This window comes from Sphaerisporangium aureirubrum (genome assembly GCF_042658925.1).
Taxonomy (GTDB): domain Bacteria; phylum Actinomycetota; class Actinomycetes; order Streptosporangiales; family Streptosporangiaceae; genus Sphaerisporangium; species Sphaerisporangium aureirubrum.
Map to the genome: position 1 here is coordinate 13356 of NZ_JBHSRF010000062.1, position 24397 is coordinate 37752.

Genomic DNA, 24397 nt, shown 5'->3' on the forward strand with positions numbered 1-24397 from the left:
GGAAGCGCGAGAGAAGAATCATGCCGGTTTCCGTAACCATGCCCCAGCTCGGCGAGAGCGTGACCGAGGGCACCGTGACCCGCTGGCTGAAGAAGGAAGGGGACCACGTCGAGACCGACGAGCCGTTGCTCGAAGTCTCCACGGACAAGGTCGACACCGAGATCCCCTCGCCGTCCAGCGGAGTGCTCACCAAGATCGTGGTCGCCGAGGACGAGACGGTCGAGGTCGGTTCCGAGCTCGCCGTCATCGACGGTGAGGGCGGCGGTGCCGCCGCGCCCGCGCAGGCGGAGCCGCAGGCCGAGCCCGAGCCGGAGCCGGAGCCCGAGCAGCCCAAGGCGGCGCAGCAGGCGCCCGCCTCCTCGATCCCGCAGCCGCCCGCGCCGCAGCAGGCCCCCCCGCAGCAGGCCCCCCCGCAGCAGGCTCCGCAGCCCGCCCCGCAGCCCCAGCAGCCGCCGCAGCCGCCGCGGCCTGAGCCTCAGCAGGCCCCGCAGCCTCAGCAAGCCCAGCAGCAGGCCCCGGCCGCGCCGTCCACCGGCGAGAGCCCGTACGTCACGCCGCTGGTGCGCAAGCTCGCCGGCGAGCACGGCGTCGACCTCGACGCCCTGAACGGCACCGGTGTCGGCGGGCGCATCCGCAAGCAGGACGTGCTGGAGGCCGCCCGGGTGCAGCGCGAGCGCGCCCAGGCCGCTCAGGCCCAGCCCCAGCCCGCTCAGGCCGCCGCTCAGGCGCCCGCCCAGCAGGCGTCCGCCCCGGCGCCCGACCTGGTCAAGGCGGACACCACGCTGCGCGGGCGCACCGAGAAGATGTCGCGCATGCGGCAGACCATCGCCAAGCGCACGATGGAGTCGCTGCAGAGCTCGGCGCAGCTCACGACGGTCGTCGAGGCCGACGTCACCAAGATCGCGCGGCTGCGCGACCGGGTCAAGGGCGACTTCCAGCGCCGCGAGGGCGTGAAGCTCACCTTCATGCCGTTCTTCGCGCTGGCCACCGTCGAGGCGCTCAAGCAGCACCCCAAGCTCAACGCGGTGATCAACAGCGAGTCCAACGAGGTCACCTACTTCGACCACGAGCACCTGGCGTTCGCGGTCGACGCCGAACGCGGCCTCGCGTCCGCGGTCATCAAGGACGCCGGCGACCTCAACCTCGCCGGGCTGGCCCGCAAGATCACCGACCTGGCCGACCGCACCCGCACCAACAAGGTGAGCCCGGACGAGCTGTCCGGCGGCACGTTCACGCTGACCAACACCGGCAGCCGCGGCGCGCTGTTCGACACGCCGATCATCAACCAGCCGCAGGTCGCGATCCTCGGCACCGGCTCGGTCGTCAAGCGTCCCGTGGTGCTCGACACCCCCGAGGGCGAGGTCATCGCGGTCCGCTCCATGGTCTACCTGGCCCTGACCTACGACCACCGCCTGGTCGACGGCGCCGACGCCGCCCGCTTCCTCACCACGGTCAAGCGCCGCCTGGAGGACGGCCGCTTCGAGAGCCAGCTCGGCCTCGACTGATACGACGGCACGGCCGATCGCCCCCGGGCCGGTGCGCGCACCGGCCCGGTGACCATGCGGGACGTCCCGGCGACCTCGGTGGCCTGACGTCCCCGCGCCCCGGTCACCGTGACTTCCGGGGTCGGCGGCCGGGCGTCTCCGTCAGCCGGTCACCGGGACTTCTGGCTCATGGCCAGGAGCCCCGTCAGCCGGTCACCGCGATTTCCGGCTCACGGCCAGGAGTCCCCGTCAGCCGGTCACCGGGACTTCCCGGTGACCCGGCGGCGGGACGACACGCTCCGCCGGGCGCCTGCGCGCCGGAGTCGCCGCGTAGGGTGATCGACATGACAGTCGTCGTGACCGGCTCGTCCGGGCTTCTCGGTACGGCCCTGGTCCGCAGCATGCGGGACCAGGGCCGTACCGTTGTCAGGCTGGTGCGCAGGCCGCCCGCGGGGCCGGACGAGGTGTTCTGGGACCCGCGCGCGGGGGTGCTGGACCCCGCGGCGCTGGAGGGCGCCGAGGCCGTGGTCAACCTGGCGGGGGCCGGGATCGGCGACCGCCGCTGGAACGACGAGTACCGCCGGCTGCTGCTGTCCAGCCGGGTCGACTCCACGCGCCTGCTCGCCACCACCGTCGCGGGGCTGGAGCACCCGCCGGGAGTGCTGCTGTCCAGTTCGGCCATGGGCGTCTACGGCGACACCGGCGACCGCGAGGTCGACGAGTCCACCGAGCCGCCGTCCGGGTCCGGCACGCCGGGCCTGTGGCTGGCGGCGCTGGCCCAGGCGTGGGAGGCCGAGACGGCGCCCGCCGCCGAGGCGGGGGTGCGGGTCGTGCTGCTGCGCACCGGCCACGTGCTCACCGGCGAGGGCGGCTACCTCGGCAGGCTGCTCCCGCTGTTCCGGCTCGGCCTCGGCGCCCCGCTCGGCTCCGGCGGGCAGTACACCTCGTGGATCACCCTGCCCGACTGGCTCGGCGCGGTGGACCACCTGCTGGCGGGCGCCGCCGCGGGCGCCGCGGGGCCGGTCGACCTGACCGCGCCGAACCCCGTCACCAACGCCGAGTTCACCAAGGCGCTCGGCCGCGCGCTCGGCCGTCCCACCCTCCCGGTCGCCGTCCCCGCGGTCGCGCTGCGGATCGCGCTGGACGGCCTGGCGGACGAGGGAGTGCTCATCGGGCAGCGCGTGCTGCCCACCCGCCTGCTAGAGATGGGGTACCGGTTCCGGCATCCCCTCATCGACGAGGCACTGGCCGCCATACTCTAGTGTGCCGTTCCGGAAACGGGAGGCCCGGTGACCCACAGTGGGGCTTCTCGCCCACGATGAGGCACCAGGAGAGATCATGAAACGATCCGGCCAGTCCCACATCCTCGCCATCGGCGGCGGCTCGTTCCGCCCCACCAAGCACCAGGGGGTGATCGAGGCGTCCGGCCTGCTGCGGTACGCGCTCGACCTCACCGGCCAGGACCGCCCGAAGCTCGGCCTGGTCGCCACGGCGACCGGCGACGACTCCCCATGGCTGCTCAAGATGTACGGCGCGTTCCGATCATGGGACGCCGAGGTCAGCCACCTGTCGGTCTTCCCGATGCCCAACGTCGACGACGCGCGCGAGTGGATCCTCGACCAGGACATGATCTACGTCAGCGGCGGCAGCGTCGCCAACCTCATGGCGCTGTGGCGGCTGCACGGGCTGGACGAGGCGTTCGAGGAGGCCTGGCACTCGGGCGTCGTGCTCACCGGGCAGAGCGCCGGCGCGCTGTGCTGGCACGTCGGCGGCAACACCGACTCCTTCGGGCCCGACCTGCGGGTGTGGGCCGAAGGGCTCGCGCTGCTGCCGTTCTCCTGCGGCGTCCACTACAACTCCGAGCCGCAGCGCCGCCCCCTGCTGCAGCAGTCGGTGGCCTCCGGCGAGCTGCCCGAGGGGTACGCCGCCGACGAGGGCGTGGCGCTGCACTACGTGGGGCGGGAGTTCATCCAGGCCGTCACCGTCGACCCCGCCGGGTACGCTTACCGCCTCGACCGCGACGGCGACGGGCGCGTCAAGGAGTTCCGGGTGGAACCTCGCCTGCTCACCCCTTGACCTCGCGTTAGGCTGACCCCGTGAACGAGCGCGGGAACCACAGCAGCACCACGAGCGGCATCGGGCGGCTCGCGCTGGTCCGCCTCGGAGTCGACGTTCCGTACGAACCGGCCTGGCAGCTCCAGCGCGAGGTGCACGCCCGCCGCGTGGCGGGCGAGATCCCCGACACGTGCCTGCTGCTGGAGCACGCCCCGGTGTACACGGCGGGCAAGCGCACCCGTCCCGAGGAGCGGCCGGCCGACGGCACCCCGGTGATCGACGTCGACCGCGGCGGCAAGATCACCTGGCACGGTCCCGGGCAGCTCGTCGGGTACCCCATCGTGCGCCTCACCGACACGCTGGACGTCATCGCCTACGTCCGGCTGCTGGAGGAGTCCCTGATCAAGCTGTGCGCCGACTTCGGCGTGACGGCCGGGCGGGTCGAGGGGCGTAGCGGCGTGTGGGTCGCGGGCGACCCCCGGCACGGGCTGCCCGACCGCAAGCTCGGCGCCATCGGCATCCGCGTCTCGCGCGGGGTCACCATGCACGGGTACGCCCTCAACTGCGTCAACGACCCCAGCTGGTTCAACCGCATCATCCCGTGCGGCATCGCCGACGCGGGCGTCACGTCGCTGTCCGCCGAGACCGGGCGGCGCATCACCGTGGACGAGGTGCTCCCGTTCGCCGAGAAGCGCCTCGCCGAGGCCCTCGGCACCGAGGGCGTGGACGTCCAGGAGGAGGACCTCCTCTCCGGACGCCTCTGACCTCGGGCCCCACACCGGCTCCGGCCCGGCGCCTGGCGTCCCCTTCGGGACCACTCCGGTCTCGGAGCTGCGTGTCCCTTCGGGATCGCTCTCGGGGCTTCGCGTCCCCTTCGGGACCACTCCGGATGGGGCTTGGCGTCCTCTTCCGGACCGCTTCTTTTTGGGGCTTCGCGTCCTCTTCGGATGGCTTCGCTCTGGGGCTGCGCTACCCCCCGAACAGCTCTGACCTGCGGTTCGGCGCCGCCCTCCGGGCCGCTCCGGCCCCGTGCCCCGCAAGCCCCGGACCGGGGTCCTGCGCGCCGATCGCGCGGACGTAAGCTTGACGGCGTGACCGTTGCTCCTGAAGGCCGAAAGCTCCTCCGCCTGGAGGTGCGCAACAGCCAGACCCCTATAGAGCGCAAGCCTCCGTGGATCAAGACCCGGCTGCACAACGGGCCCACCTTCAACGAGATCAGATCTCTCGTCAAGGACCAGGGCCTGCACACGGTGTGCCAGGAGGCCGGCTGTCCCAACATCTCCGAATGCTGGGAGGACCGCGAGGCGACCTTCCTCATCGGCGGCGACCAGTGCACGCGGCGCTGCGACTTCTGCCAGATCGACACCGGCAAGCCCGCCGAGTACGACACCGACGAGCCGCGGCGGGTCGCCGAGTCCGTCCGCCAGATGGGCCTGCGGTACGCCACCGTCACCGGCGTGGCCCGCGACGACCTGCCCGACGGCGGCGCGTGGCTGTACGCCGAGACCGCCCGGCGCATCCACGCCGACGTCCCCGGCTGCGGCGTAGAGCTGCTGGTGCCCGACTTCAACGGCAAGCGCGACCAGCTGGAAGAGGTCTTCTCCAGCCGCCCCGAGGTCTTCGCCCACAACATCGAGACGGTCCCCCGCATCTTCAAGAGCATCCGTCCCGCGTTCCGCTACGACCGCTCCCTGGCCGTCCTCACGATGGCCCACGAGGCAGGCCTGGTCACCAAGTCCAACCTGATCCTCGGCATGGGCGAAGAGCCCGAAGAGATCGTCCAGGCCATGCACGACCTCCACGAAGCCGGCTGCGACCTCCTCACCATCACCCAGTACCTCCGCCCCACCCCCCGCCACCACCCGGTATCCCGCTGGGTAAAGCCAGAAGAGTTCGTAGCCTTCCAATCAGAAGCCGAATCCATCGGCTTCACCGGCGTGATGTCCGGCCCCCTGGTCCGCTCCTCCTACAGAGCCGGCCGCCTCTACAAACAAGCCACAGAAGCCCGCCAAACCACCCCCTAACCCCGCCTCCCCTCCGCCCCCAAGCACCCCCCGCCGCACCGCACTCCCGCGCCGCGCCTCTGCTCCGCCCAGCGCCCCCGCTCAAACCGGCGCCGCGACGGCGAGACGGTGTTCGGCGAATCCGGCGCCGCCGTATGGCGGCCAGCCCCGCGTCCACGTGTTTTCCACTCGGACGGTTCCACGCGGGTGACCGGCCAGGGACGGACGTGATCTTGGCCGGAAAACTCGGAAGGACCCCTAACCGGGTCGGCGTGGTATTGGCCCACCCCTTGTCGTGTCCCGAGCTCGGCCAGCACCGCCCACCCAACCCCGCGCGACCCACCGACCGCGCACAAGCAGCGGCACCACACCCCACCCACAGCCCACCCACCTGCCGCGACACGCGACCTGTATCACCGCTCCGTATCGCCACCCGCGTAACATCCCCACCCGCGCAACACCCTCACCCGCGCACCGTCCACCCCCGCCGTCCCCAGGGGACCCTCTGCGCCGGGGCGGTGGGGGAGGAATCGGGCAAGTTGGGAGGGTCGGGGGTGGGCGGGCGGTCTTTTCGTTGGCTGGGGATTTGTATCCTTTACCCATGGCGAACAAGCCCGCAGATTCCGAGCGTCCTGGGCGCATCAAGCAGCTCCGGATGGTCGCGCAGATCGTCCAGAAGGCCAATCCCAAGGGGATGCCGATCGTTTTCGCTTCGGCGGTCGGGACGGTGGCCCTTTTTGTCGTGCTCGGGCTCGTTACCGGGTACGTGTGGCAGCTGATCCTTCTTGGGGTCATGGTCGCCATCACCGTGGGGCTGGTGGTGTTCTCGCAGCTCGCCCAGCGTGCGCAGTACTCCATGCTGGAGGGGCAGCCGGGCGCGGCCGCCGCGGTGCTCCAGGGGATGCGCGGCAACTGGCAGGTGACTCCGGCGGTGGCGGTGACCCGGGACCAGGACGTGGTGCACCGGGTGGTGGGCTTCCCGGGCATCGTGCTGGTCTCCGAGGGGCCGACGTCGCGGGTGCAGCGGATGCTGGTGGCCGAGAAGAAGCGGGTGCAGCGGGTGGCGATCGACGTCCCGGTGTACGACGTGCAGTGCGGTGACGGCGAGGGGCAGGTGCCGCTGAAGAAACTGCAGCGCCACCTGATGAAGCTCCCCCGCATGATCAAGAAGCAGGCCGTCTCGGAGATCAACTACCGGCTCCGCGCCCTCCCGCAGACCGTCCCCATGCCCAAGGGCCCGATGCCGAAGGGCGCCCGCATGCCCCGCGGCGGCAAGATGCGCTGATGTCCCACCCCACCCGCCACGAGGTGCCCGGCGGACCTACCGTGCGGGCCAACCGCGGCTGGTGGGACGCGGCGGCCGACGACTACCAGGCCGAGCACGGCTCCTTCCTGCGCGACGCGGGCTTCGTCTGGTGCCCGGAGGGCCTGGACGAGGCCGACGCGCGGCTGCTCGGCGACGTGCGCGGCCGGCGGATCCTGGAGGTCGGCTGCGGGGCGGGGCAGTGCGCCCGGTGGCTGGCGGGCCAGGGCGCCGAGGTGGCCGCGTTCGACCTCTCCTTCCGCCAGCTCCAGCACTCCCGCCGCATCGACGGCGATCTCGGCACCGGCGTGCCCGCCGTCCAGGCCGACGCGGGCGCCATCCCCTTCGCGGACGCCTCCTTCGACCTGGCCTGCTCGGCCTTCGGCGCCCTGCCCTTCGTCTCGGACGCCCGGGCCGTGCTCGCCGAGGTCCGGCGGGTGCTGCGCCCGGGGGGCCGCTTCGTCTTCTCCGTCAGCCACCCGATCCGCTGGGCCTTCCCCGACGACCCCGGCGAGCGGGGGCTCACCGCCGACCGCTCCTACTTCGACCGCGCCCCGTACGTCGAGGTGGACGCGGACGGCACGCCCACCTACGTCGAGCACCACCGCACGCTGGGCGACTGGGTCGCGGCGATCGTGTCCTCCGGCCTGACGCCGGCCGCCCTCACCGAGCCCGAGTGGCCCCCCGCGCACACCCGCGCCTGGGGCGGCTGGAGCCCTCTGCGGGGCCGTCGCCTCCCGGGGACCGCCATCTTCACCTGCGACAGGCCCCCGGCCGCCTAGGGTCCGTCCGGCAACAGGGCCAGGAGCTGTTCCGTGTGGCCCGGCAGTTCCACTTCCGCGAGGCCCGTGATGAGGTCCCGCAGCGGCACGGGCTGATCGACCAGGACCTCGCCGTTGGACAGGAGCAGGGTGGGCACCGGTGTGTCCAGCTCGGCGTCGCTCAGCGCCGGGCCGCCGAGCGCGCACAGGGCGTCTGCCTGGAGGCGGATGCGGTCCCGGAGCCCCGCGTTGCCGCCGGCGAGCGCGATGACCCGTCCGATGGTCCAGGTGTCGAGCGCGATGCGGTTGTCGTATGTGGTGTTCACACCCGAGGCGACGCGGGACGCGGCGGCGGCGGTGACGGCGTTGACGATGGAGACGTGCGCCAGGATCTGGTCGGCGTCCCACTCGCCCGGCGGCGGGACGCGGGTCGTGCCGCGTGATCCGGCCACCGTGGCGGCCGCGTCCAGCAGCGCGCGGTAGGCGTCCCGGAGCGGGGCGGTGTCCATCATGTCGTCACCCTTTCGGGGTCGTACGGAGTCTCAGGCATGCGTGCGGGACATCTCCCACGGTGCCTGCGGGAGGACCTCGCCGGTCTCGAGCAGCGACTTGAGGTTCGCCAGCACGGCCGGCCACCCCTGCGAGATCCCGCCGAGCATCTCCAGGTTGGCGAGTTTCTCGTGGGTCACGGTGAGGCGGACGATGTCCTGGTGCGGCTCGACGAGGAAGGTGACCACCGACGGTTCCCTCGGCGGCTCGGTGGCCGGGGCGTCGTCGAAGGTGATGACCAGGCGCGTCGGGGGCTCGGTCTCGACCACCCGGCCGGCGACGTCGACGACGCCTGATCCGTCGACGCGCCGGTGCTCCCAGGGCGAGCCCGGCTGCCAGTCCGAGACGTTGGCGTGTCCCCAGTAGCGCGCCGTGAGGTCCGCGTCGGTCAGGGCTTTCCACACCTGCTCCGCGGTCGCGTGGATGTAGGTGACATAGACATAGGTGGGCACGGACGTGGGTCCGTCGGTCATGGCGTACTCCTCTGCCTGGTTCTTGATCGCGCTGAGCGCGCGCAGCCGGGGCCTGTCGAAGCCCGAGATCCAGCGCTCCTCGATCTCGTGGATCGGCGCCGGGTTGAGGTAGTGGAACCGCTCCCGTCCGCGCCGGACGGCGGTGACGAGGTTGGCCCGCTCGAGGATGTCGAGGTGCTGTGTCGCCGACTGGCGTGCCATGTCCAGGCGTTCGCACAGCTCGCGCAGCGTCTGGCCGTTGTGCTCGCGCAGACGGTCGAGCAGGAGTCGTCGGGTGGGGTCGGCCAGCGCTTTGAAGACCGCGTCCATCGCTCTCGCTTCGAGGCTCACCCGCCGATTATGCAGGCATTTACCTGCATATGTCCACGATCAGTTGACCAGAAGCTCGTTTTCGCAGGTGAGAGACGGCGCGGCCGAGGGCGCCTACGAGTGGACGACGACGGTGCGGGACGCGCGGTCGTGGAGGCCGCGGTTGTCGCGGTCCCAGATGAGGGCGGGGACGGCGAGGCAGAGCAGGAGGGTCCGCAGGACGATCACCGGGAAGGGCGCGCGCTTGCCGTCCACCGTGGTGATCTTGATGCGGAACAGGAGCATGCCGAGGGTCATGCCCGTGGTCCCGGCGAGCAGGAGGTACTCCAGGGCGAAGACCAGGAGGCCGACCCAGGCGGAGCGGGCGGGGTCGACGCCGAGGATGCCGCGGCCGATGGCCCAGGTGCAGACGATCCAGTCGACCAGGACGGCGCCGATGCGGCGGCCGAAGCCCGACACCGAGCCGGGCCCCGATGCGGGGAGGCCGAGGCGTTCACCCGGCCGGCCCAGATCGGCGCCGGCCGCCCGGACGCCGCCGAGCCAGGTCTGGGTCCATCGCGGCTGCCTGTTCATGCAGGTAAGATACCTTTCAGGCGAGTCGGTCCGCCCTGTAACCCTCCCCCCGTCTGGTTAACGCGTGCGAAACAAACGAGACATGGGGCCGAAACGGCACAGGCCTAGTTTCAAGTCTGCAAGTTCGTGCCCCTGGGAGGTTGGATGTTCAGCTCCGCCGACGACGTCCTGAAGTTCATCAGGGACGAAGGGGTGCAGTTCGTCGACGTCAGGTTTACCGACCTGCCGGGCACGACGCACCACTTCACCTTTCCCACGGAGAACTTCGGCGCCAGCGTATTCACCGACGGTCTGATGTTCGACGGCTCGTCGATCCGTGGTTTCCAGGCCATTCACGAGTCGGACATGCTGCTGCTGCCCGATCCGTCGACGGCCGTGCTGGATCCGTTCCGCGATCACAAGACCCTCATCATCAACTTCTTCGTTCACGACCCGCTGACGGGCGAGGCGTACAGCCGCGACCCGCGCAACGTCGCCCGCAAGGCTGAGGAATACCTCAAGGGCACCGGGATCGCTGACACGGTCTTCTTCGGCCCCGAGGCCGAGTTCTACATCTTCGACGACGTGCGGTTCTCCTCCAGCCAGCACGAGAGCTACTACCACATCGACTCGATCGAGGGCGCCTGGAACACCGGCAAGGCACAGGAGGGCGGCAACCTCGGGTACAAGCCGCGCTACAAGGGCGGCTACTTCCCGGTCCCGCCGATGGACCACTTCACCGACCTGCGGTCTGAGATGGTGCGCCGCCTGATCGACGCCGGCATCGAGACCGAGATGCAGCACCACGAGGTCGGCACGGCCGGCCAGGCCGAGATCGACTTCCGGTTCGGCACGCTGCTCAAGACCGCCGACAACCTGATGCTGTACAAGTACATCATCAAGAACACCGCGGTGCGGGCCGGCCGTACGGTCACCTTCATGCCCAAGCCGATCTTCGGTGACAACGGCTCGGGAATGCACTGCCACCAGTCATTGTGGAAGGACGGCGAGCCGCTGTTCTACGACGAGGTCGGCTACGCTGGTCTGTCGGACATGGCGCGCTACTACATCGGCGGCCTGCTCAGGCACGCGCCGGCGCTCCTCGCCTTCACCAACCCGACGGTGAACTCCTACCACCGCCTGGTCCCCGGCTACGAGGCCCCGGTCAACCTGGTCTACTCCCAGCGCAACCGCTCCGCCTGCATCCGTATCCCGCTCACCGGTTCCAACCCCAAGGCCAAGCGCATCGAGTTCCGGGTGCCCGACCCGTCGTGCAACCCGTACTTCGCGTTCGCCGCCCAGCTCATGGCGGGCCTCGACGGCATCCGCAACAAGATCGAGCCGCCGCAGCCGGTCGACAAGGACCTCTACGAGCTTCCTCCCGAGGAGGCAGGCCAGGTCCCGCAGGTCCCCGGCTCCCTCCCCGAGGTCCTCGCGGCCCTCGAGGCCGACCACGAGTTCCTCCTCGAAGGCGGCGTCTTCACCCCCGACCTGATCGAGACCTGGGTCAGCTACAAGCGCGAGAACGAGATCGACCCGATCCGCCTCCGCCCGCACCCGCACGAGTTCGAGCTGTACTACGACGTGTGACCCGCATGGGACGGTGACCCGGGGCCTGGGCGTACGCCTCGGCTCAGGGGCCGTCCAGGGGGCCGGCGTTCGGAAAGGCCATCGGGCCGCTCTCCGTCGAGGGCGTGGTCGATGGCCTTTCGCGTGTGTTCATCCCGTGGCGGGGTCAGGAGCCTCCGGTGCGTTCGAGGTCGCCGCCGGTGTCCGATCGCCAGGGGACGCGGCGGCGCGTTCCGCGGGCGAGCAGGAAGAGTGCGGCGGCGAGGATGACGAGCAGGCCGATGGCGCCGAGGATCCATGGGTTGAAGGAATCCAGGATGGCCGGCAGGCCCCAGGCGGCGGATTTTCGCGGGAAGGTCAGCGTGCCGGTGACCTCGTGCTTGATCCGGCCGCTTTCCAGCGCGAGCCTGACCCGCCATGGGCCGTCGGGCAATCGTTCGTCGAGCATGACCATGACGGGCGCGCTTCCGCCGGGTTCGATCGTCGTGCCCACCCGCGCGGGGAACGGCCCGGCGTTGAGGCCTCCCGGCCCGTCGGACAGCCATAGCCGGCCGATCAGGTCGAGAGCACGTTCACCCGTGTTCTTGACCGCCGCCTTCACCACCGGCATTCCGGCCTCGGTGCGGCCGGGCGTCAGCTGCTCGATACGGAAGTCCGAGGGCGGGTCACCCCCCGGCCCGACGTCGAGATAGACCCTGATCCCCACCCGATTGATCATCTGGACGTTTCCGCCGGAACCCGGCCCGAGTTCGGGGGAGGCCACCTCGGCCCAGATGGCGCCGTACCGCTCTCCTTTGGTCGCGGATTCCGGAATATTGATCATCGCCTTGAGCTGAATGCGGCTGTTCGGCGGGACGAGCATTTCGGAGCGGTCGACGGATATCCACGAACTCAGCTCGTTGGCGTTCCGATCCGGCGTCGCCACGAACGTGTGGCGGCGGATCTCCGCCGCACCTGGATAAACCTTGACGCGCTGGGGTGCGCTGGAGGTGTTCCTTATCTCGAAGCGCCGGGCGACTCTGGTGCCGGGGTTGATGTGGTCCACGATGTAGAGCCAGGCCCTGGGGTCGGTCCGGCGGTTGACTGACGCTTCGAGCAGCCTGATGCCGATGCTGCCGTCCGGCTTCAGGTAGCTCGGGTGCGACATCCCCGAGCCACCGTCCGCGAGCGCCGGAGCGCCCAAGGCCGCATTCACCAGAAGGCAGAGCACCCCTATCGAAGTGTGCAACCTTGAACGCGGTGTCACGTGGTTACGCCACTGTGTGGGTGATCACGCCGGTGTACTGGCCCGCCACGTTGCTGAGAGCCAGCGCCACCGTGAGGAACGGGTTCCAGGTCGCGGAGTTGCTGCCGGTGCCGCCCGTATGGCTGTACGCGATGCGCGGCGCGTCCAGCGTCACGCCCTGCGGGGTGGTGGGTGGCGTGGTGAAGGTACCCGCCTGACCGGCGGTGAAGGTTCCGTCGCCGGTCGTCGCCGTGGCGTTGCCGGAGAAGTAGAACACGCTGGTCTCGGGGACGGACTCGCCCGGGTCGTCGCCCCCGGCGGTCGTGAAGCCCGCCGTCCCGGTCATGTCGACGGTCACCGTCCAGGCGGGAGTGGCCGACGCGCGCTCGTCGTCCACGGTGACCGGCCCCACCTGACCGTAGGCGTTCCCTCCCGGCGCCGCGTCGTTGGCGAGGTCGACCGTGTCGGGCACGGTGATCTCCAGCGCACCCGCGGTCACGTCGAATGTGACCGTGGTGCTACACGCCGTTTCCGCCGGACACGTCTCCGCCTGGGCGGGCGTCAAGGTCAACGCTCCCGCCCCGAGCGCGACCGCTGCCACCAGCCCCACCAAGCTGGTGCCGAATTTCCTGTTCATGCCCCGGATCCCCCCTTGAACAAATCGTAGATATCGACATCTCTGGCTATGACCCATTTGGATCAAGGACATCAGCACGCTAACACCGCACGACGCCGATCTCAGACCACGCTCTATCAAGTGCCGATCAAGAAGTCGGGCACCCATGTGCCACGCGGTGAACCCCTACTCCGTCGGGGTTCTAGCGGCCTTTCACCGAATATCCGGTGTATGTCCGACGCCGAATGCCGCCCACTACGGCATGTCGCCCCCGTGCCGGCCCGGTCGACTGCTATAAACCTGATCACTGTCTGGTCATGGAACCGCTGTCAGACAATTCCGTGGTCAGTCAGATCTCCTCCCGCCGATACTCCACCTATAGGTGAAGAATGTTCGAGGAGACTCGTGTCGGCTGTGCTGCGACGTGCCGGGGCCACCAGGCCTGCGGCGGGCTTCGCGCTCGTCCTCCTCACGATCGTGCTCCTCGTGGCGCCGTCCAGTGCCGCCGCCCCGCAGGCGCCGGTGGAGCTCGGCACGGCCGCCGACTACGCGGTTCTGGCCGGCAGCACGATCACCAGCACCGGTGCCACCGTCGTCACCGGCGACGTCGGGCTGAGCCCAGGCACGTCGGTGACGGGTTTCCCGCCCGGTACCGTGTCCGGGACGGTCCACACGGCCGACGCCGCCGCTGAGACGGCCAAGGCCGACCTGACGGCCGCCTACGTCGACGCCGCCGGCCGGGCTCCCGCCACCACCGTGCCCACCCAGCTCGGCGGGACCACCGTGAACCCCGGTCTCTACGCCTCCGCCGCGGGCACCTTCCAGATCACCGGCGAGCTGACCCTCGACGCGCAGGGAGACCCGGACGCCGTCTTCATCTTCCAGACCGCCTCCACGCTCACCACCGCGTCCGCCAGCACCGTGACGCTCACCGGCGGCGCCCAGGCCGACAACGTCTTCTGGCAGGTCGGCAGGTCGGCAGCTCGGCCACGCTCGGAACCGGCTCGGACTTCGCCGGGAACATCCTCGCGCTGACCTCGATCACCGTGACCACCGGCGTGAGCGTGGACGGTCGCACCCTGGCCCGCAACGGCGCCGTCACCCTGGACACCGACACGATCACACGGCCGGCCGGCGTCCTGTCCATCAGCGTGCCCGGCATGGCGGACCTGGGTTCCGCCGAGGCCGGCACCGCCGGCGTGTCGGGCCTGCTCGGCGAGGTCACGGTGACCGACGCCCGCGGTGACCCGAGCACCGAATGGACCGCCACCGTCAGCTGCACCGACTTCACCACCGGCGGCGCCACCCCCGAGACCATCGCGAACGAGTCCGTCGGCTACTCCCCGGGCTCGGCGACCAGCACCGCCGGCGAGGCGGAGTTCACCCCAGGAACGACCGGCGACCTGGGCTCCCCCCGCACCGCCTTCTCCGTCTCCGAAGGCACAGGCGACAACTCCGCCACCTGGAACCCGACAATCACCGTGACCCTGCCCGACGACGTCGTCGTCGGCACCTACACCGCCGTCATCACCCACTCGGTCACCTGAAGACCGCCGCCCTGAACCGGCCCGGTGCACCGCGCCTGACCCGGGAGCGGCCGGTGCTGCCTGAGGGGGCGGGGGGCCTGTCGCCTACGATGGGACAGGCCCTCAGGTGTGCCCGCGGGGGCGGAGCCGGAGATCAGGAAGGGTGTGGCGTGGTGTTCGGGCGGAAGCCGATCGAGGAGCGGCTGGCCGAGCGGCGGGCGTTGTTGCCGCCGTTGGAGGAGGGGAAGCACTTTGAGCACGGGCCGGCGAAGTTCGTGTTCATCTTTCTCATCGTGTTCGTGGTGCTCGGGCACTTCGTCGGCCTTTTCGTGCTGATGGGGCTCGGACTTCACTAGGTCAGTACGGCAGCGTGTACTTGGTGAAGTGTTTGGCCACGTAGGGGTTCTTGAACTTCGGGAAGGCCACGGTGCGGACGTCGCCGTCGGAGGTGAAGCGGTCCTCCGGGTGGGCCTTCAGCCAGTCCAGCCAGGCCGTGGAGCAGAAGCGGGCGCAGTCGCCCACCTTGTCCATGGCGCGGATCCTCGGGATGCCGAGCGGGTCGAAGTCCTTGCTGAACGGGGACGCGGCGGGGGTGTAGCCCGCCAGGAAGACCCCGGTGTACGCGTAGTGGACGCCGCCGCCGTCGCCGCGCATGGCCCACTGCTTGGTGTTCGGCTGGTTGCCGTACGGCAGGGCCAGGGTGGCGGGCGCGTCCTTGATCAGCGCGGTGATCAGCTTGTGCCCGGCCACGATCTGGTCGGTGACCTGCTCCTTGGAACGGCCCCGCAGGTTGAGGTGGTCGCGGGTGTGGTTGCCGATGTCGAAGCCGTTGTCCTTGAGCCAGCCGAGCACCTGCGCCTGGGCCTCCTGGCCGAAGGTGCCGAACATGTCCTTGATCACATAGAACGTCCCGACCGGACGGAAGCCGGGGTTCTTGCGGGCCACGTCCATCAGGATGCCGACAGCGGTGTCCGGCATGGGCTGCCCCGAGCCGTCCAGAGTGAGCTGGGACGGCGAGGAGTCGTCGAAGGTCAGCACCACCGGGTGCCGCCCGGCGGGGATGGCGATCCGTCCCGTGGTGTACTCGCGGGCGGTGATGGGGACGTATCCCTCCTTGGCCAGCCGCTCCAGCTCGGTGCGGAACTGCGCCGGGGTGCGGTCGTCCCCGCCGGCGGGCTTGGCGACGATGCGGTGGTACATCAGCACCGGGATCTGGCCGAGTTCGTTGGCCTTCACCTTGGCGGCCGTGGCGGCGGCGGTCCTGCGCGCCTCCTGGGCCGAGACCGGCTTGGCCGGCTTGCCGCCCGCGGCCGGCTGCGCCACGACCTTGCCGTCACCGCCGCCGCATCCGGCCAGGGCGAGCACGCCGAGTGACAGTGCCCCGATATGACGACCCGCGAAACGGCCCATGGTCCCCCCAATACGACCGAGGAATGAGATACGTCACTCCTACCCGGCCGACCTGGGGGTTCCACCCGGAACGGGTGCTATACAGATCAAGCCCTCCCCCGGGTTTCGCATTCACCGCCAGTCCCGATCGATGCTGAGATGTCATTGATTTTGGTGACTCAGCGTGCGTAACCCGGCGGAGGCTCGCCCCGGACGGATCAGGGGGTGGGGTCCGGCTGCCGGAGCTTGATCCCGGTGAGGCGGCGCAGGATGTCCCACCAGAACGGCGCGCCGAACATCAGCGCGAAGAACGTGACGAGGAACCCCGGCCAGTGGGCGGGCGACACCAGCCGGTTCAGCCAGTCGCCGCCGTTCCACAGCCACTGCGGGTCGCCGGTGTCCGGGATGCGCACCGACACCGGCGCGTTCCCCACGATCTGGACGAACGCCGGGCTGGCCAGGATCTCGGTCACGCAGGCGTAGGGGTCGCTCGGGTGCTCGGGGCACTTGTCCCGCAGCCTCCTCTCCAGCGCCGCCGCTCCCCCGTCCGCGGTGGCCGCCACCTGGGCCCGGACCGCGTTGTCGGTGAGGATGGCCTTGCCGTACTCCAGGGAGTCCATGCTGAAGAACAGCGTCAGCACCAGCCCGAGCGCGGCGATCACCCAGCGCACGTACTTCCGGTACAGCACGGTCAGGCGCTGCATCTCGCCCTCGAACCACGCCTCGACGCCCTTGCGGAACGCCTCGGCGTCGTCCTTCGCGGAGTCCCAGATGCCCTTCAGCGGCCCGTACAGCGGGCTGCCGTCCTGGCGCAGCTGCTCCAGCATGGCGGGCACGCCGCCCTCGGTGGCCGTCATCTCCATCATCGCCACCGCGAAACGGCCCGGCGGGACGAACGCGATGCTGGTGCGCCCGGAGGTGTTGTGGTCGATCTCACGCAGCCGCTCGTACAGCCGTCCCGACCAGGTGGTGGCCGTGCTGCGCACCGGCGGGGGCAGGGGGTCGAACTTCGGCCGCGCGTCCTTGTTGCCGAACGGCAGCCGCGCGAACACCTCCCGGATGGTGCCCGGGATCCAGGACCGCTTGCCCTCGGCGCCGTCCAGCATGTCCCGCAGGTAGGCCCACAGGAACTTGCTGCGGATGGAGAGGATCCGCACCAGCCCTTCGTTGATCCCGCTGACCAGCAGCGAGAACAGCAGGAACGCGATGACCAGGCCGATGGCGAGGTCGACGTAGACCGAGTTCACAAGTGATCACCCGCGAAGATAGCCGCATCTGGAGGAAGGACCCCCCGCCACGACGGAACCGGGGTCACACAACAGACGTCGCCGGACCGTGATCGGTTGTCAGCCTGCCGGTTCCGGTATGACGAGGGCCCGGTCGCGCCAGGCGAAGCCCTCGGGGACGACCACCGACGTCCACGGCGGCATGCGCAGCCCGGCCGCCTCGTCCTCGTGGATCCAGCGCACCTCGGCGATCTCCACGCCGTCCGGCTCGGCGGGCCCGGTCTCCACGGTGCAGCCGTACACCGTGATGACGTACGCCACCTGGTCGCCGTTGTCGTAGGTGGTGCGGAACGACGGCCCGCCGTACGCGCCGATCAGCCCGCGCAGCCGCACGCCGAGGCCGAGCTCCTCCTGCAGCTCACGCACCAGCGCGTCGCCCGGCGCCTCGTCGGGCTCGACGATGCCGCCCGGCGGGCACCACATGCCGCCCATCTCGGTGTGGAGCGCGACGAGCATGCGGCCCTCGCCGTCGAACACGCACGCGGTGACCGAGGGAAGCATGAGCAGGTCGCTGCCGATCTGGTCGCGCAGACGGGCAAGGTATTCCGACAACGGCACGGCCGCTCCCCCAGTACGCCGACGGGACGCTGACAACGGTAACCGCCAGGACGGCCCCATGGACCCCGGCGGCCGGACCCGGATCCGGCCGCCGGGGTCCACCCCCAGAGGTCGCCGGCCGGAGCCGGCCCCCTGGAAGTCTCAACCCCCGTAGAAGACCCGCTCGACCACCACGCGAGCGCGGCGGGTGGTGCGGAGGTAGTCGTCCACGAAGTCTTCCGAGCCGTCGGGTGGGTAGCCGAGGGCCCGCGCGATCAGCATGCGTTCACGCAGGTCGCCGGGGATGCTGTCCCCAGCGCGCCCGCGCACCAGCATGATGGCGTCGCGGATCTGCGCGGCGAACCGCCAGGCGTCCGCCACCACCTCTTCGTCGGTGGAGGCCAGCAGCCCCGCCCCCACGGCGGCGCGCAGGGCCTCCAGCGTCCGGGTGGTGCGCAGCTCCGGCAGCTCGCAGGCGTGCTTGAGCTGGATGAGCTGCGCCAGCCACTCGACGTCCGACAGCCCGCCCCTGCCGAGCTTGGTGTGCAGCAGCGGGTCGGCGCCCCTCGGCAGCCGCTCGGCCTCCATGCGGGCCTTGAGCCGCCGGATCTCCCGCACCGCCGTGTCGGAGATGCCGTCGGGTGGGTACCGCAGCGGCTCGATCAGCTCCATGAACGCCTCGCCGAGCTTCGCGTCGCCCGCGGAGAAGCGGGCCCGCAGCAGGGCCTGCGACTCCCACGGCGAGGACCAGCGCCGGTAGTAGGCGGCGTACGACGACAGGGACCGCACCAGGGCGCCCTGGCGCCCCTCGGGCCGCAGGTCGGGGTCGACCAGCAGCGGCGGGTCGGGGGCGGGCCTGGCCAGCAGCCGCCGCATCTCGTTGGCGACGGCGTGCGCCGCGTCGGTCGCCTCCTTCTCGGCGGCGCCCTCCACCGGCGAGTGCACGAACATCACGTCGGCGTCGCTGCCGTAGGAGGACTCGTACCCGCCGAGCCGCCCCATCGCGATCACCGCGAACCGCGTGGGCAGGCCGTCGCGCCGCTCCAGGGTCACCTTCTGGATCGCGGCGTCCAGCGCGGCCTGGAGGGTGACGTCGTTCAGCTCGGACAGCGCCTGCCCGATCTCCTCGATGTCGATCCGGCCGACCAGCCCGGCGACGGCCGTGCGGAACAGCTCGCGGCGCCGCAGCGTGCGCACCGCCGCGACGGCGGTCTCGGCGTCCTGGTCGTGGCGCTGCACGGCCGCCGCGGCCTCGGCCGCGAGGGCCTGCTTCGGGCGGGCCTGGAGCTCGCCGTCCGAGCCGAGCATGGCGACGACGTCGGGTGCGTGCAGCAGCAGCCCGGTGACGTACCGGCTGGTGCCGAGCAGGCGCGCCATGCGTTCGGCGACGGCGGTCTCGTCGCGCAGCAGCCGCAGGTACCACGGGGTGGCGCCGAGCTTGTCGCTGACCTGGCGGAACCCGAGCAGCCCCGCGTCGGGGTCGGGGGTGTCGGCGAACCAGCCGAGCATGACCGGCAGCAGGGTGCGCTGGATGGCGGCCCGCCGCGACACGCCGCTGGTGAGGGCGCCGATGTGGCGCAGCGCGCCGTCGGGGTCGGCGAACCCCAGGGCCGACAGGCGGGCGGAGGCGGCGGCCGTGGAAAGGCGGGCCTCCTCCCCCTGCAGCCGCGCGACGGCCTGGAGCAGCGGGCGGTAGAACAGCTTCTCGTGCAGCCGCCTGGCCTCCATGGCGTGCCGCCGCCAGCGGGTGGTGAACTCGCCCACCGGGTCGACGAGCATGCCGAGGCCGCGGCCGATGCGGCGCAGGTCGGTGACGTCCTCGGGCACGACGGCGGTGCGGCGCAGCCGGTGCAGCTGCAGCAGGTGCTCCACCCGGCGCAGGAACGTGTACGCCTCGGCGAGCGCCTTGGCGTCGTCCCTGGCGACGTACCCGCCGCGCGACAGGGCGGCCAGGGCGGGCAGCGTGGCGCGGCGGCGCAGCAGGCCGTCGCCGCGGCCGTGCACGAGCTGGAGGAGCTGGACGGCGAACTCTATGTCGCGCAGGCCCCCGGGGCCGAGCTTGATCTGCCGGTCCACTTCGCCGGCCCGGACGTGGGCCTCCACGCGGCGGCGCATCGCCTGGACGTCCTCGACGAAGTTCTCCCGGGTGGACGCCTGCCACACCAGGTCGTTCACCGCGGCGACGTACTCGCCGCCGAGCGTCAGGTCGCCCGCGACGGGCCTGGCCTTCAGCAGGGCCTGGAACTCCCAGGTCTTGGCCCATCTGCGGTAGTACGTCAGGTGGCTGGCCAGGGTGCGCACCAGCGGGCCGGCCTTGCCCTCCGGGCGCAGCGCGGCGTCCACCTCCCACAGCGAGCCCTCGGGGGTGCTGGCGGAGCAGGCCCGCATCATGCCCTGGGCCAGCCGCGTGGCGGCCTGCAGCGCCTTGGTCTCGTCGACGCCCTCCCGCGGCTCGGCCACGAAGATCACGTCGACGTCGCTGATGTAGTTGAGCTCGCGGGCGCCGCACTTGCCCATGCCGATCACGGCGAGGCGCACGTCGGCGCTCTCGGGGAGGTCGGCCCGGGCGACGGCCAGCGCGGCCTCCAGGGCGGCGGAGGCGAGGTCCGACAGCTCGGAGGTGACCTCCCCGAGCATCGCCAGGCCGGTGATGTCGCGCGCGGCGAGCTGCAGCAGGCGGCCCCGGTAGGCGACCCGCAGCGCGGAGAGGACGTCGGGCCCGCCGTCCGGGGCGCACGGCAGGGCGTCGTCGGGGTGGGCGCCGACGGACGTCAGCAGCTCGGCGCGCAGGTCGCGGTGCGGGGACCGCTGCGCGGCCTGCTCGCCCTCCAGCAGCCGCCAGTGCTCGGGGTGCCGGACGACGTGCTCCCCGAGGGCCGCGGACAGGCCGAAGACCGACAGGAGGCGCAGGCGCAGGCCCGGGTCCAGGCGCATCGCGCCGAGGACGCTCGGGTCGCGCTCGGCGAGGCGGCTCAGCGAGGAGAGCGCGAGGTCGGGGTCGGCGGCGCCCAGGAGATCGGCGAGCAGGTCGAGGTCTCCGACGGCTTCGGGTCCGAGGCCGTCCAGGAGACGCTCGGTGTGCGCGCCGTCGGCGAAACCCAGCCGGGCGAGACGCCCGGCCGTCGTCTGCATACGGGACTCGGCGTTCACAAGCTCAACGTAGTCGTTGCCTCACGCGCTCGTCGTTAGTGGTTTCGCGCCGTAATCGCGCGGTCACCGTTTATGGACAGGGGTGCAGGTGGGGTGGACAGGGGTTCGGCACGGGTCACGACGGCGGCGAACGCCTCGGCGAACGGCCGCCAGGTGGCCGCGAGCCCGGCAGCGGCGCCGCGCACCTCCGCGTCCAGGGCGGCGGGGTCGTACCCGGCGGCGGTCAGCGGGTCCGGGTTCGCCAGCCAGGAGGTGAAGATCTCGGGGGTGGCCTCGGGGTGGAACTGCACGGCCCAGGCGCGGTCGCCGAGGCGGTAGCCCTGGGCGGGGTAGGGGTCTCCGGTGGCCAGCGGGACGGCGCCCGGCGGCGGCACGGTCATGGCGTCCCCGTGGTACTGCACCGCCCAGGCGACCGGCGGGAGCACGCCGAACAGCGGGTCCCGCGCGGCGGCGTCCAGCGGGGTGACGGGCCGCAGGCCGACCTCCAGGCCCGGGGCGCCGCGCTCCACCGTCCCGCCGCAGGCCAGGGTCATGAGCTGGGCGCCGAGGCAGACGCCGAGCGTGGGCACCGACGCCTCCACGGACGCGCGCAGCAGGTCCCGCGTGGCGGGCTGCCACGGGAACCCCTCGTCGTCCCAGGCGGACGCGGCGCCGCCCAGCACGATCAGCCCGTCCCCCGCCGCCTCCGGGACGGCCTCGCCAAGATAGGGGCGCACGACGTCGCAGGTCACGCCCGCGCCGGCCAGCCAGTCTTCGAAGTAGCCGAGGCCCGCCTCGGCCTCGTGCTCGATGACGAGAACACGATGATTCATAGGTAGATGATGCTCGATGTCCGATATAACGGCCCACCCGGGGGGACGGCGACACCCGGCGGCACGGGTGCGGGCCGGCCGCCCGCGTCCCGATCCGGCCGCACCCGATCAGGCGGCGCCCCGATGCAGAGCCCCCGATCCGGCAGGGATCGATCCGGCCCGGCGCGGACGCCGATCCCGCTGCGCGCGGACGCCGGAGGCGGGCACATATTCCTCCCGGGAATTCTCGCTCGCTGATGTGGAGCTCCGGCTTTCCCGTTTATCGGGATTTGGGACTCCTGATGCGGATGTGCGGCCCGTACGGCCCGGGGACGGCGTGTCACCTCGGATATCCCCGCGCGGGCACGGTCCATAAATGTGTTCGAGAAGACAGCCATGCGAATGCGACATAATACGCAATAAACGACAACTTCATCTCTTCCGGGCGGCGGCATCGGTGGCTAGAGTTGCAGACATCAGGGAATTGGGTTTTCCGTACGAGGAGATAGATGCCCCCTTCCGGCGCAGAGCCGCAGGACCCCCCGTCCGGCGGCACACCCCCCTCCGGCCGCGATCACGACGCCGCACCGCCCGGCGGCATCGGCCCGCACGACACGGCCAAGGAGCTGACCCGCCGGATCGAGGAGCTGACCCGCCAGATCGCGGCGCTCACCGAGACGACGCGGCGCGAGCACGAGCGGGCGGCCCACCGGGAGCAGGTCATCGACCGGCTGCACGGGGAGAACCAGCAACTGCGGCACGGGCTCCTTCAGGAGGCGCTGGCCCCGGTCCGCGCGGGCCTGTACCGCCTGCACGACACGGTGACGCGCGAGGCCGCCCGCTGGAACGGGCCGAACCCCCCGGCTCCCGAGCTGACCGGCCCGCTGCTCGCCGCCACGGCCGACGACGTGGCCGAGGTGCTCGGGCGCGCCGGCGCCGAGCGGGCGGGCGTCAAGCCCGGCGACCCCTACGACGCGGCCCTGCACCGGCCCGCCAAGACCGTCCCGGTGGAGCCGGAGGCGGACGGCACGGTGGTCGAGGTGCTGTCGGAGGCGTTCACCGCGAGCGACCGGGTACTGCGCAAGGCCACGGTGGTCGTCGGCCGCGCCGCGGAGAAACCGGCTGACGCAGAAAGCGATAACGAGCCCGACAAATCAAGAAATGACGATAATGACGGTACCCCGTGCCCCGGACCGGACGGTGGTACGGAGAAAGGGAGCGAGTAGGCGATGGCTGTTTACGGTATCGACCTGGGAACGACCTACTCGTGCATCGCCTACGTCGACGACGTCGGGCGTCCCACGGTGCTGCGCAACCTGGAGGGCACCGACACCACCCCGTCGGTGGTGTTCTTCGAGTCCCCCGACAACGTCGTGGTCGGCGCCACCGCCAAGGACAGCGCCGTGCTCGAGCCCGACCTGGTGGTGAGCCGCATCAAGCGCGACATGGGGCACGACGTCCCCCGCGTGCGGCACGACCGGCCGTACACCCCCGAGGAGATCTCGGCGTTCGTCCTGCGCAAGCTGGCCGACGACGCCCACACGGCCACGGGTGAGACCGTGGACGACGTGGTGATCACCGTGCCCGCGTACTTCGGCGCCGCCGAACGCGACGCCACGCGCAAGGCCGGGCACATCGCCGGTCTCAACGTGATCGACATCATCTCCGAGCCGATCGCCGCCGCCATCACCTACGGCCTGCTCAACCCCGACCAGGACCACACCATCCTGGTCTACGACCTCGGCGGCGGCACGTTCGACACCACCGTGATCACGCTGCGCGGCGGGAACATCGAGGTGATCTGCACCGACGGCGACCACGAGCTCGGCGGCGCCGACTGGGACGACCGCCTGGTGGAGCACCTGGCCGAGCGGTTCGAGCAGGAGCACCCGGACGCCGGGAGCCCGCTGCTGGACAAGCAGTCCGAGCAGCAGCTGCGCCGGGACGCCGAGGACCTGAAGAAGACCCTGTCGGTCCGCACGCAACACGTCGTGCGGGTGGTGCACGAGGGCCGGGTCTGCGCCGTGGAGGTCACCCGCGAGGGGCTCGTCGAGCTCACCCGCGACCTGCTCGACCGCACGGTGGAGATCACCCGCCGCACGCTGGACACCGCCGCGGCCAAGGGCATCGACACCTACGACCACCTGGTGCTGGTCGGCGGCTCCACCAAGATGCCCGCCGTCGCCGAGACTCTGCAGAAGGAGCTCCAGCTGGAGCCCCGCCTCCAGGACCCCGACCTGGCGGTCGCCAAGGGCGCCGCGCTGTACGCCTTCGAGGAGACCTACCGGCGGCTGCTGCGCGCCGGCGAGGCCGGCCTCGCCGAGGACATGGCCGCCCGCGCCGGGCTCACGCAGGACCAGCAGCAGCGCATCGCCGCGCGCACCATCAAGACCGTCGCCTCGCGGGGCTTCGGCATCGTCGTCACCGACCGGGAGTCCCGGCGCCGCAGCGTCGAGCACCTGGTGCACGCCAACGACGCGCTGCCCGCGGCTGTCACCAGGGACTTCTACACCGTCGACCCCGGGCAGACCGGGGTGGACATCGAGGTCATGGAGCAGGCCGGCAGCGTCGAGTCCGACGAGCTGGAGGACAACGGCCTGATCGCCGAGGGAGTGCTGCGCATCCCACCAGGCAAGCCCGCCGGGTGGCCGATCGAGGTGACGTTCGCGCTCGACCCCGCCGGGCTGCTCCAGGTGACCTCCCGCGAGCGTGAGACCGGTGAGGAGCTGGAGCTGCGCGTCCAGATCGGTGGCATGTCCGAGGAGGACGTGGCCGAGTCGCGGGCCGCCCTCTCCCGGGTCCAGGTCAGCTAGCCGGGC

Annotated in this window: 23 protein-coding genes; 13 read left to right on the forward strand and 10 right to left on the reverse strand. The window is 71.2% G+C overall.

What is annotated here, in order from left to right:
- The first annotated feature begins 20 nt into the window (after positions 1 to 20).
- The 7 genes from sucB (at position 21) to ACFP1K_RS30060 (ending at position 7627) form a co-directional block, all read left to right on the forward strand.
- Positions 21 to 1505 carry a 2-oxoglutarate dehydrogenase, E2 component, dihydrolipoamide succinyltransferase gene (gene sucB / locus ACFP1K_RS30030; protein WP_380759574.1) on the forward strand — a complete coding sequence of 495 codons (1485 nt, stop codon included), beginning with the start codon at positions 21 to 23 and terminating at the stop codon, positions 1503 to 1505.
- Positions 1506 to 1828: 323 nt separating this feature from the next.
- The gene (locus ACFP1K_RS30035) at positions 1829 to 2746 is read left to right on the forward strand and encodes a TIGR01777 family oxidoreductase (protein WP_380759576.1); all 918 of its coding nucleotides are present in this window, start codon (positions 1829 to 1831) and stop codon (positions 2744 to 2746) included.
- A gap of 76 nt (positions 2747 to 2822) precedes the next feature.
- Complete coding sequence (locus tag ACFP1K_RS30040; protein WP_380759578.1) at positions 2823 to 3560, forward strand: Type 1 glutamine amidotransferase-like domain-containing protein; 738 nt, start codon at positions 2823 to 2825, stop codon at positions 3558 to 3560.
- Positions 3561 to 3619: 59 nt separating this feature from the next.
- The gene (lipB, locus tag ACFP1K_RS30045) at positions 3620 to 4303 is read left to right on the forward strand and encodes a lipoyl(octanoyl) transferase LipB (RefSeq protein WP_380759642.1); all 684 of its coding nucleotides are present in this window, start codon (positions 3620 to 3622) and stop codon (positions 4301 to 4303) included.
- Positions 4304 to 4630: 327 nt separating this feature from the next.
- Positions 4631 to 5563: a lipoyl synthase gene (gene lipA / locus ACFP1K_RS30050; RefSeq protein WP_380759580.1), complete on the forward strand. Its 933-nt coding sequence runs from the start codon at positions 4631 to 4633 to the stop codon at positions 5561 to 5563.
- A gap of 580 nt (positions 5564 to 6143) precedes the next feature.
- Positions 6144 to 6827 carry a DUF4191 domain-containing protein gene (locus ACFP1K_RS30055; protein WP_380759582.1) on the forward strand — a complete coding sequence of 228 codons (684 nt, stop codon included), beginning with the start codon at positions 6144 to 6146 and terminating at the stop codon, positions 6825 to 6827.
- Entirely contained in the window at positions 6827 to 7627 is an 801-nt protein-coding gene (locus ACFP1K_RS30060; protein ID WP_380759584.1) for a class I SAM-dependent methyltransferase, read from the forward strand. The genes ACFP1K_RS30055 and ACFP1K_RS30060 overlap by 1 nt, the downstream gene beginning before the upstream one ends.
- On the opposite strand, the gene ACFP1K_RS30065 is transcribed toward ACFP1K_RS30060, so the two are convergent.
- From ACFP1K_RS30065 to ACFP1K_RS30075, 3 genes are all read right to left on the reverse strand, one after another.
- Positions 7624 to 8118 carry a hypothetical protein gene (locus tag ACFP1K_RS30065; protein WP_380759586.1) on the reverse strand — a complete coding sequence of 165 codons (495 nt, stop codon included), beginning with the start codon at positions 8116 to 8118 and terminating at the stop codon, positions 7624 to 7626. The two genes, ACFP1K_RS30060 and ACFP1K_RS30065, sit on opposite strands and share 4 nt — an antisense overlap.
- A gap of 30 nt (positions 8119 to 8148) precedes the next feature.
- Positions 8149 to 8958, reverse strand: a complete 810-nt coding sequence (locus ACFP1K_RS30070) for an ArsR/SmtB family transcription factor (RefSeq protein ID WP_380759588.1) — start codon at positions 8956 to 8958, stop codon at positions 8149 to 8151.
- 93 nt (positions 8959 to 9051) lie between these two features.
- The gene (locus tag ACFP1K_RS30075) at positions 9052 to 9510 is read right to left on the reverse strand and encodes an RDD family protein (protein WP_380759590.1); all 459 of its coding nucleotides are present in this window, start codon (positions 9508 to 9510) and stop codon (positions 9052 to 9054) included.
- Positions 9511 to 9654: 144 nt separating this feature from the next.
- Between ACFP1K_RS30075 and glnA the strand changes: the two genes are divergently transcribed.
- Complete coding sequence (glnA, locus tag ACFP1K_RS30080; RefSeq protein WP_380759592.1) at positions 9655 to 11079, forward strand: type I glutamate--ammonia ligase; 1425 nt, start codon at positions 9655 to 9657, stop codon at positions 11077 to 11079.
- A gap of 145 nt (positions 11080 to 11224) precedes the next feature.
- Here glnA and ACFP1K_RS30085 read toward each other — a convergent pair whose 3' ends face one another.
- Positions 11225 to 12205, reverse strand: coding sequence for a hypothetical protein (locus ACFP1K_RS30085; protein WP_380759594.1), 981 nt, complete (start codon positions 12203 to 12205; stop codon positions 11225 to 11227).
- Positions 12206 to 12308: 103 nt separating this feature from the next.
- Positions 12309 to 12920: a hypothetical protein gene (locus ACFP1K_RS30090; RefSeq protein ID WP_380759596.1), complete on the reverse strand. Its 612-nt coding sequence runs from the start codon at positions 12918 to 12920 to the stop codon at positions 12309 to 12311.
- Positions 12921 to 13304: 384 nt separating this feature from the next.
- Between ACFP1K_RS30090 and ACFP1K_RS30095 the strand changes: the two genes are divergently transcribed.
- The 3 genes from ACFP1K_RS30095 to ACFP1K_RS30105 all read left to right on the forward strand — a co-directional run bounded on the left by ACFP1K_RS30095 (position 13305) and on the right by ACFP1K_RS30105 (position 14781).
- Positions 13305 to 13934 (forward strand): ice-binding family protein, encoded by a 630-nt coding sequence (locus tag ACFP1K_RS30095; protein WP_380759598.1) that lies wholly within the window; start codon positions 13305 to 13307, stop codon positions 13932 to 13934.
- Entirely contained in the window at positions 13931 to 14446 is a 516-nt protein-coding gene (locus ACFP1K_RS30100) for a hypothetical protein (RefSeq protein ID WP_380759644.1), read from the forward strand. The genes ACFP1K_RS30095 and ACFP1K_RS30100 overlap by 4 nt, the downstream gene beginning before the upstream one ends.
- Before the next feature lie 149 nt (positions 14447 to 14595).
- The gene (locus ACFP1K_RS30105; protein ID WP_380759600.1) at positions 14596 to 14781 is read left to right on the forward strand and encodes a hypothetical protein; all 186 of its coding nucleotides are present in this window, start codon (positions 14596 to 14598) and stop codon (positions 14779 to 14781) included.
- A gap of 1 nt (position 14782) precedes the next feature.
- On the opposite strand, the gene ACFP1K_RS30110 is transcribed toward ACFP1K_RS30105, so the two are convergent.
- From ACFP1K_RS30110 to ACFP1K_RS30130, 5 genes are all read right to left on the reverse strand, one after another.
- Positions 14783 to 15835, reverse strand: a complete 1053-nt coding sequence (locus tag ACFP1K_RS30110; RefSeq protein ID WP_380759603.1) for a polysaccharide deacetylase family protein — start codon at positions 15833 to 15835, stop codon at positions 14783 to 14785.
- A gap of 197 nt (positions 15836 to 16032) precedes the next feature.
- Positions 16033 to 17061: a hypothetical protein gene (locus ACFP1K_RS30115; RefSeq protein WP_380759605.1), complete on the reverse strand. Its 1029-nt coding sequence runs from the start codon at positions 17059 to 17061 to the stop codon at positions 16033 to 16035.
- A 99-nt stretch (positions 17062 to 17160) separates the two neighbouring features.
- Positions 17161 to 17658, reverse strand: coding sequence for an NUDIX domain-containing protein (locus ACFP1K_RS30120; RefSeq protein ID WP_380759607.1), 498 nt, complete (start codon positions 17656 to 17658; stop codon positions 17161 to 17163).
- Between the two features lie 141 nt (positions 17659 to 17799).
- Positions 17800 to 20769 carry a bifunctional [glutamine synthetase] adenylyltransferase/[glutamine synthetase]-adenylyl-L-tyrosine phosphorylase gene (locus tag ACFP1K_RS30125; protein ID WP_380759645.1) on the reverse strand — a complete coding sequence of 990 codons (2970 nt, stop codon included), beginning with the start codon at positions 20767 to 20769 and terminating at the stop codon, positions 17800 to 17802.
- 53 nt (positions 20770 to 20822) lie between these two features.
- Positions 20823 to 21599 carry a type 1 glutamine amidotransferase gene (locus tag ACFP1K_RS30130; RefSeq protein WP_380759609.1) on the reverse strand — a complete coding sequence of 259 codons (777 nt, stop codon included), beginning with the start codon at positions 21597 to 21599 and terminating at the stop codon, positions 20823 to 20825.
- A 488-nt stretch (positions 21600 to 22087) separates the two neighbouring features.
- On the opposite strand from ACFP1K_RS30130, the gene grpE reads away from it, so the two are divergent.
- Positions 22088 to 22804 carry a nucleotide exchange factor GrpE gene (gene grpE, locus ACFP1K_RS30135; protein WP_380759611.1) on the forward strand — a complete coding sequence of 239 codons (717 nt, stop codon included), beginning with the start codon at positions 22088 to 22090 and terminating at the stop codon, positions 22802 to 22804.
- 3 nt (positions 22805 to 22807) lie between these two features.
- Positions 22808 to 24391, forward strand: a complete 1584-nt coding sequence (locus ACFP1K_RS30140) for an Hsp70 family protein (protein WP_380759613.1) — start codon at positions 22808 to 22810, stop codon at positions 24389 to 24391.
- The last annotated feature ends 6 nt before the right edge of the window (positions 24392 to 24397 follow it).

What these genes read in the sequence shown, in the direction of transcription:
- sucB (WP_380759574.1), top strand. Translation starts at nt 21, where the DNA reads ATGCCGGTTTCCGTAACCATGCCCCAGCTCGGCGAGAGCGTGACCGAG.
- ACFP1K_RS30035 (WP_380759576.1), top strand. Translation starts at nt 1,829, where the DNA reads ATGACAGTCGTCGTGACCGGCTCGTCCGGGCTTCTCGGTACGGCCCTG.
- ACFP1K_RS30040 (WP_380759578.1), top strand. Translation starts at nt 2,823, where the DNA reads ATGAAACGATCCGGCCAGTCCCACATCCTCGCCATCGGCGGCGGCTCG.
- ACFP1K_RS30055 (WP_380759582.1), top strand. Translation starts at nt 6,144, where the DNA reads ATGGCGAACAAGCCCGCAGATTCCGAGCGTCCTGGGCGCATCAAGCAG.
- ACFP1K_RS30060 (WP_380759584.1), top strand. Translation starts at nt 6,827, where the DNA reads ATGTCCCACCCCACCCGCCACGAGGTGCCCGGCGGACCTACCGTGCGG.
- ACFP1K_RS30065 (WP_380759586.1), bottom strand. Translation starts at nt 8,118, where the DNA reads ATGATGGACACCGCCCCGCTCCGGGACGCCTACCGCGCGCTGCTGGAC.
- ACFP1K_RS30075 (WP_380759590.1), bottom strand. Translation starts at nt 9,510, where the DNA reads ATGAACAGGCAGCCGCGATGGACCCAGACCTGGCTCGGCGGCGTCCGG.
- glnA (WP_380759592.1), top strand. Translation starts at nt 9,655, where the DNA reads ATGTTCAGCTCCGCCGACGACGTCCTGAAGTTCATCAGGGACGAAGGG.
- ACFP1K_RS30085 (WP_380759594.1), bottom strand. Translation starts at nt 12,205, where the DNA reads ATGTCGCACCCGAGCTACCTGAAGCCGGACGGCAGCATCGGCATCAGG.
- ACFP1K_RS30090 (WP_380759596.1), bottom strand. Translation starts at nt 12,920, where the DNA reads ATGAACAGGAAATTCGGCACCAGCTTGGTGGGGCTGGTGGCAGCGGTC.
- ACFP1K_RS30110 (WP_380759603.1), bottom strand. Translation starts at nt 15,835, where the DNA reads ATGGGCCGTTTCGCGGGTCGTCATATCGGGGCACTGTCACTCGGCGTG.
- ACFP1K_RS30125 (WP_380759645.1), bottom strand. Translation starts at nt 20,769, where the DNA reads ATGCAGACGACGGCCGGGCGTCTCGCCCGGCTGGGTTTCGCCGACGGC.
- ACFP1K_RS30130 (WP_380759609.1), bottom strand. Translation starts at nt 21,599, where the DNA reads ATGAATCATCGTGTTCTCGTCATCGAGCACGAGGCCGAGGCGGGCCTC.
- grpE (WP_380759611.1), top strand. Translation starts at nt 22,088, where the DNA reads ATGCCCCCTTCCGGCGCAGAGCCGCAGGACCCCCCGTCCGGCGGCACA.
- ACFP1K_RS30140 (WP_380759613.1), top strand. Translation starts at nt 22,808, where the DNA reads ATGGCTGTTTACGGTATCGACCTGGGAACGACCTACTCGTGCATCGCC.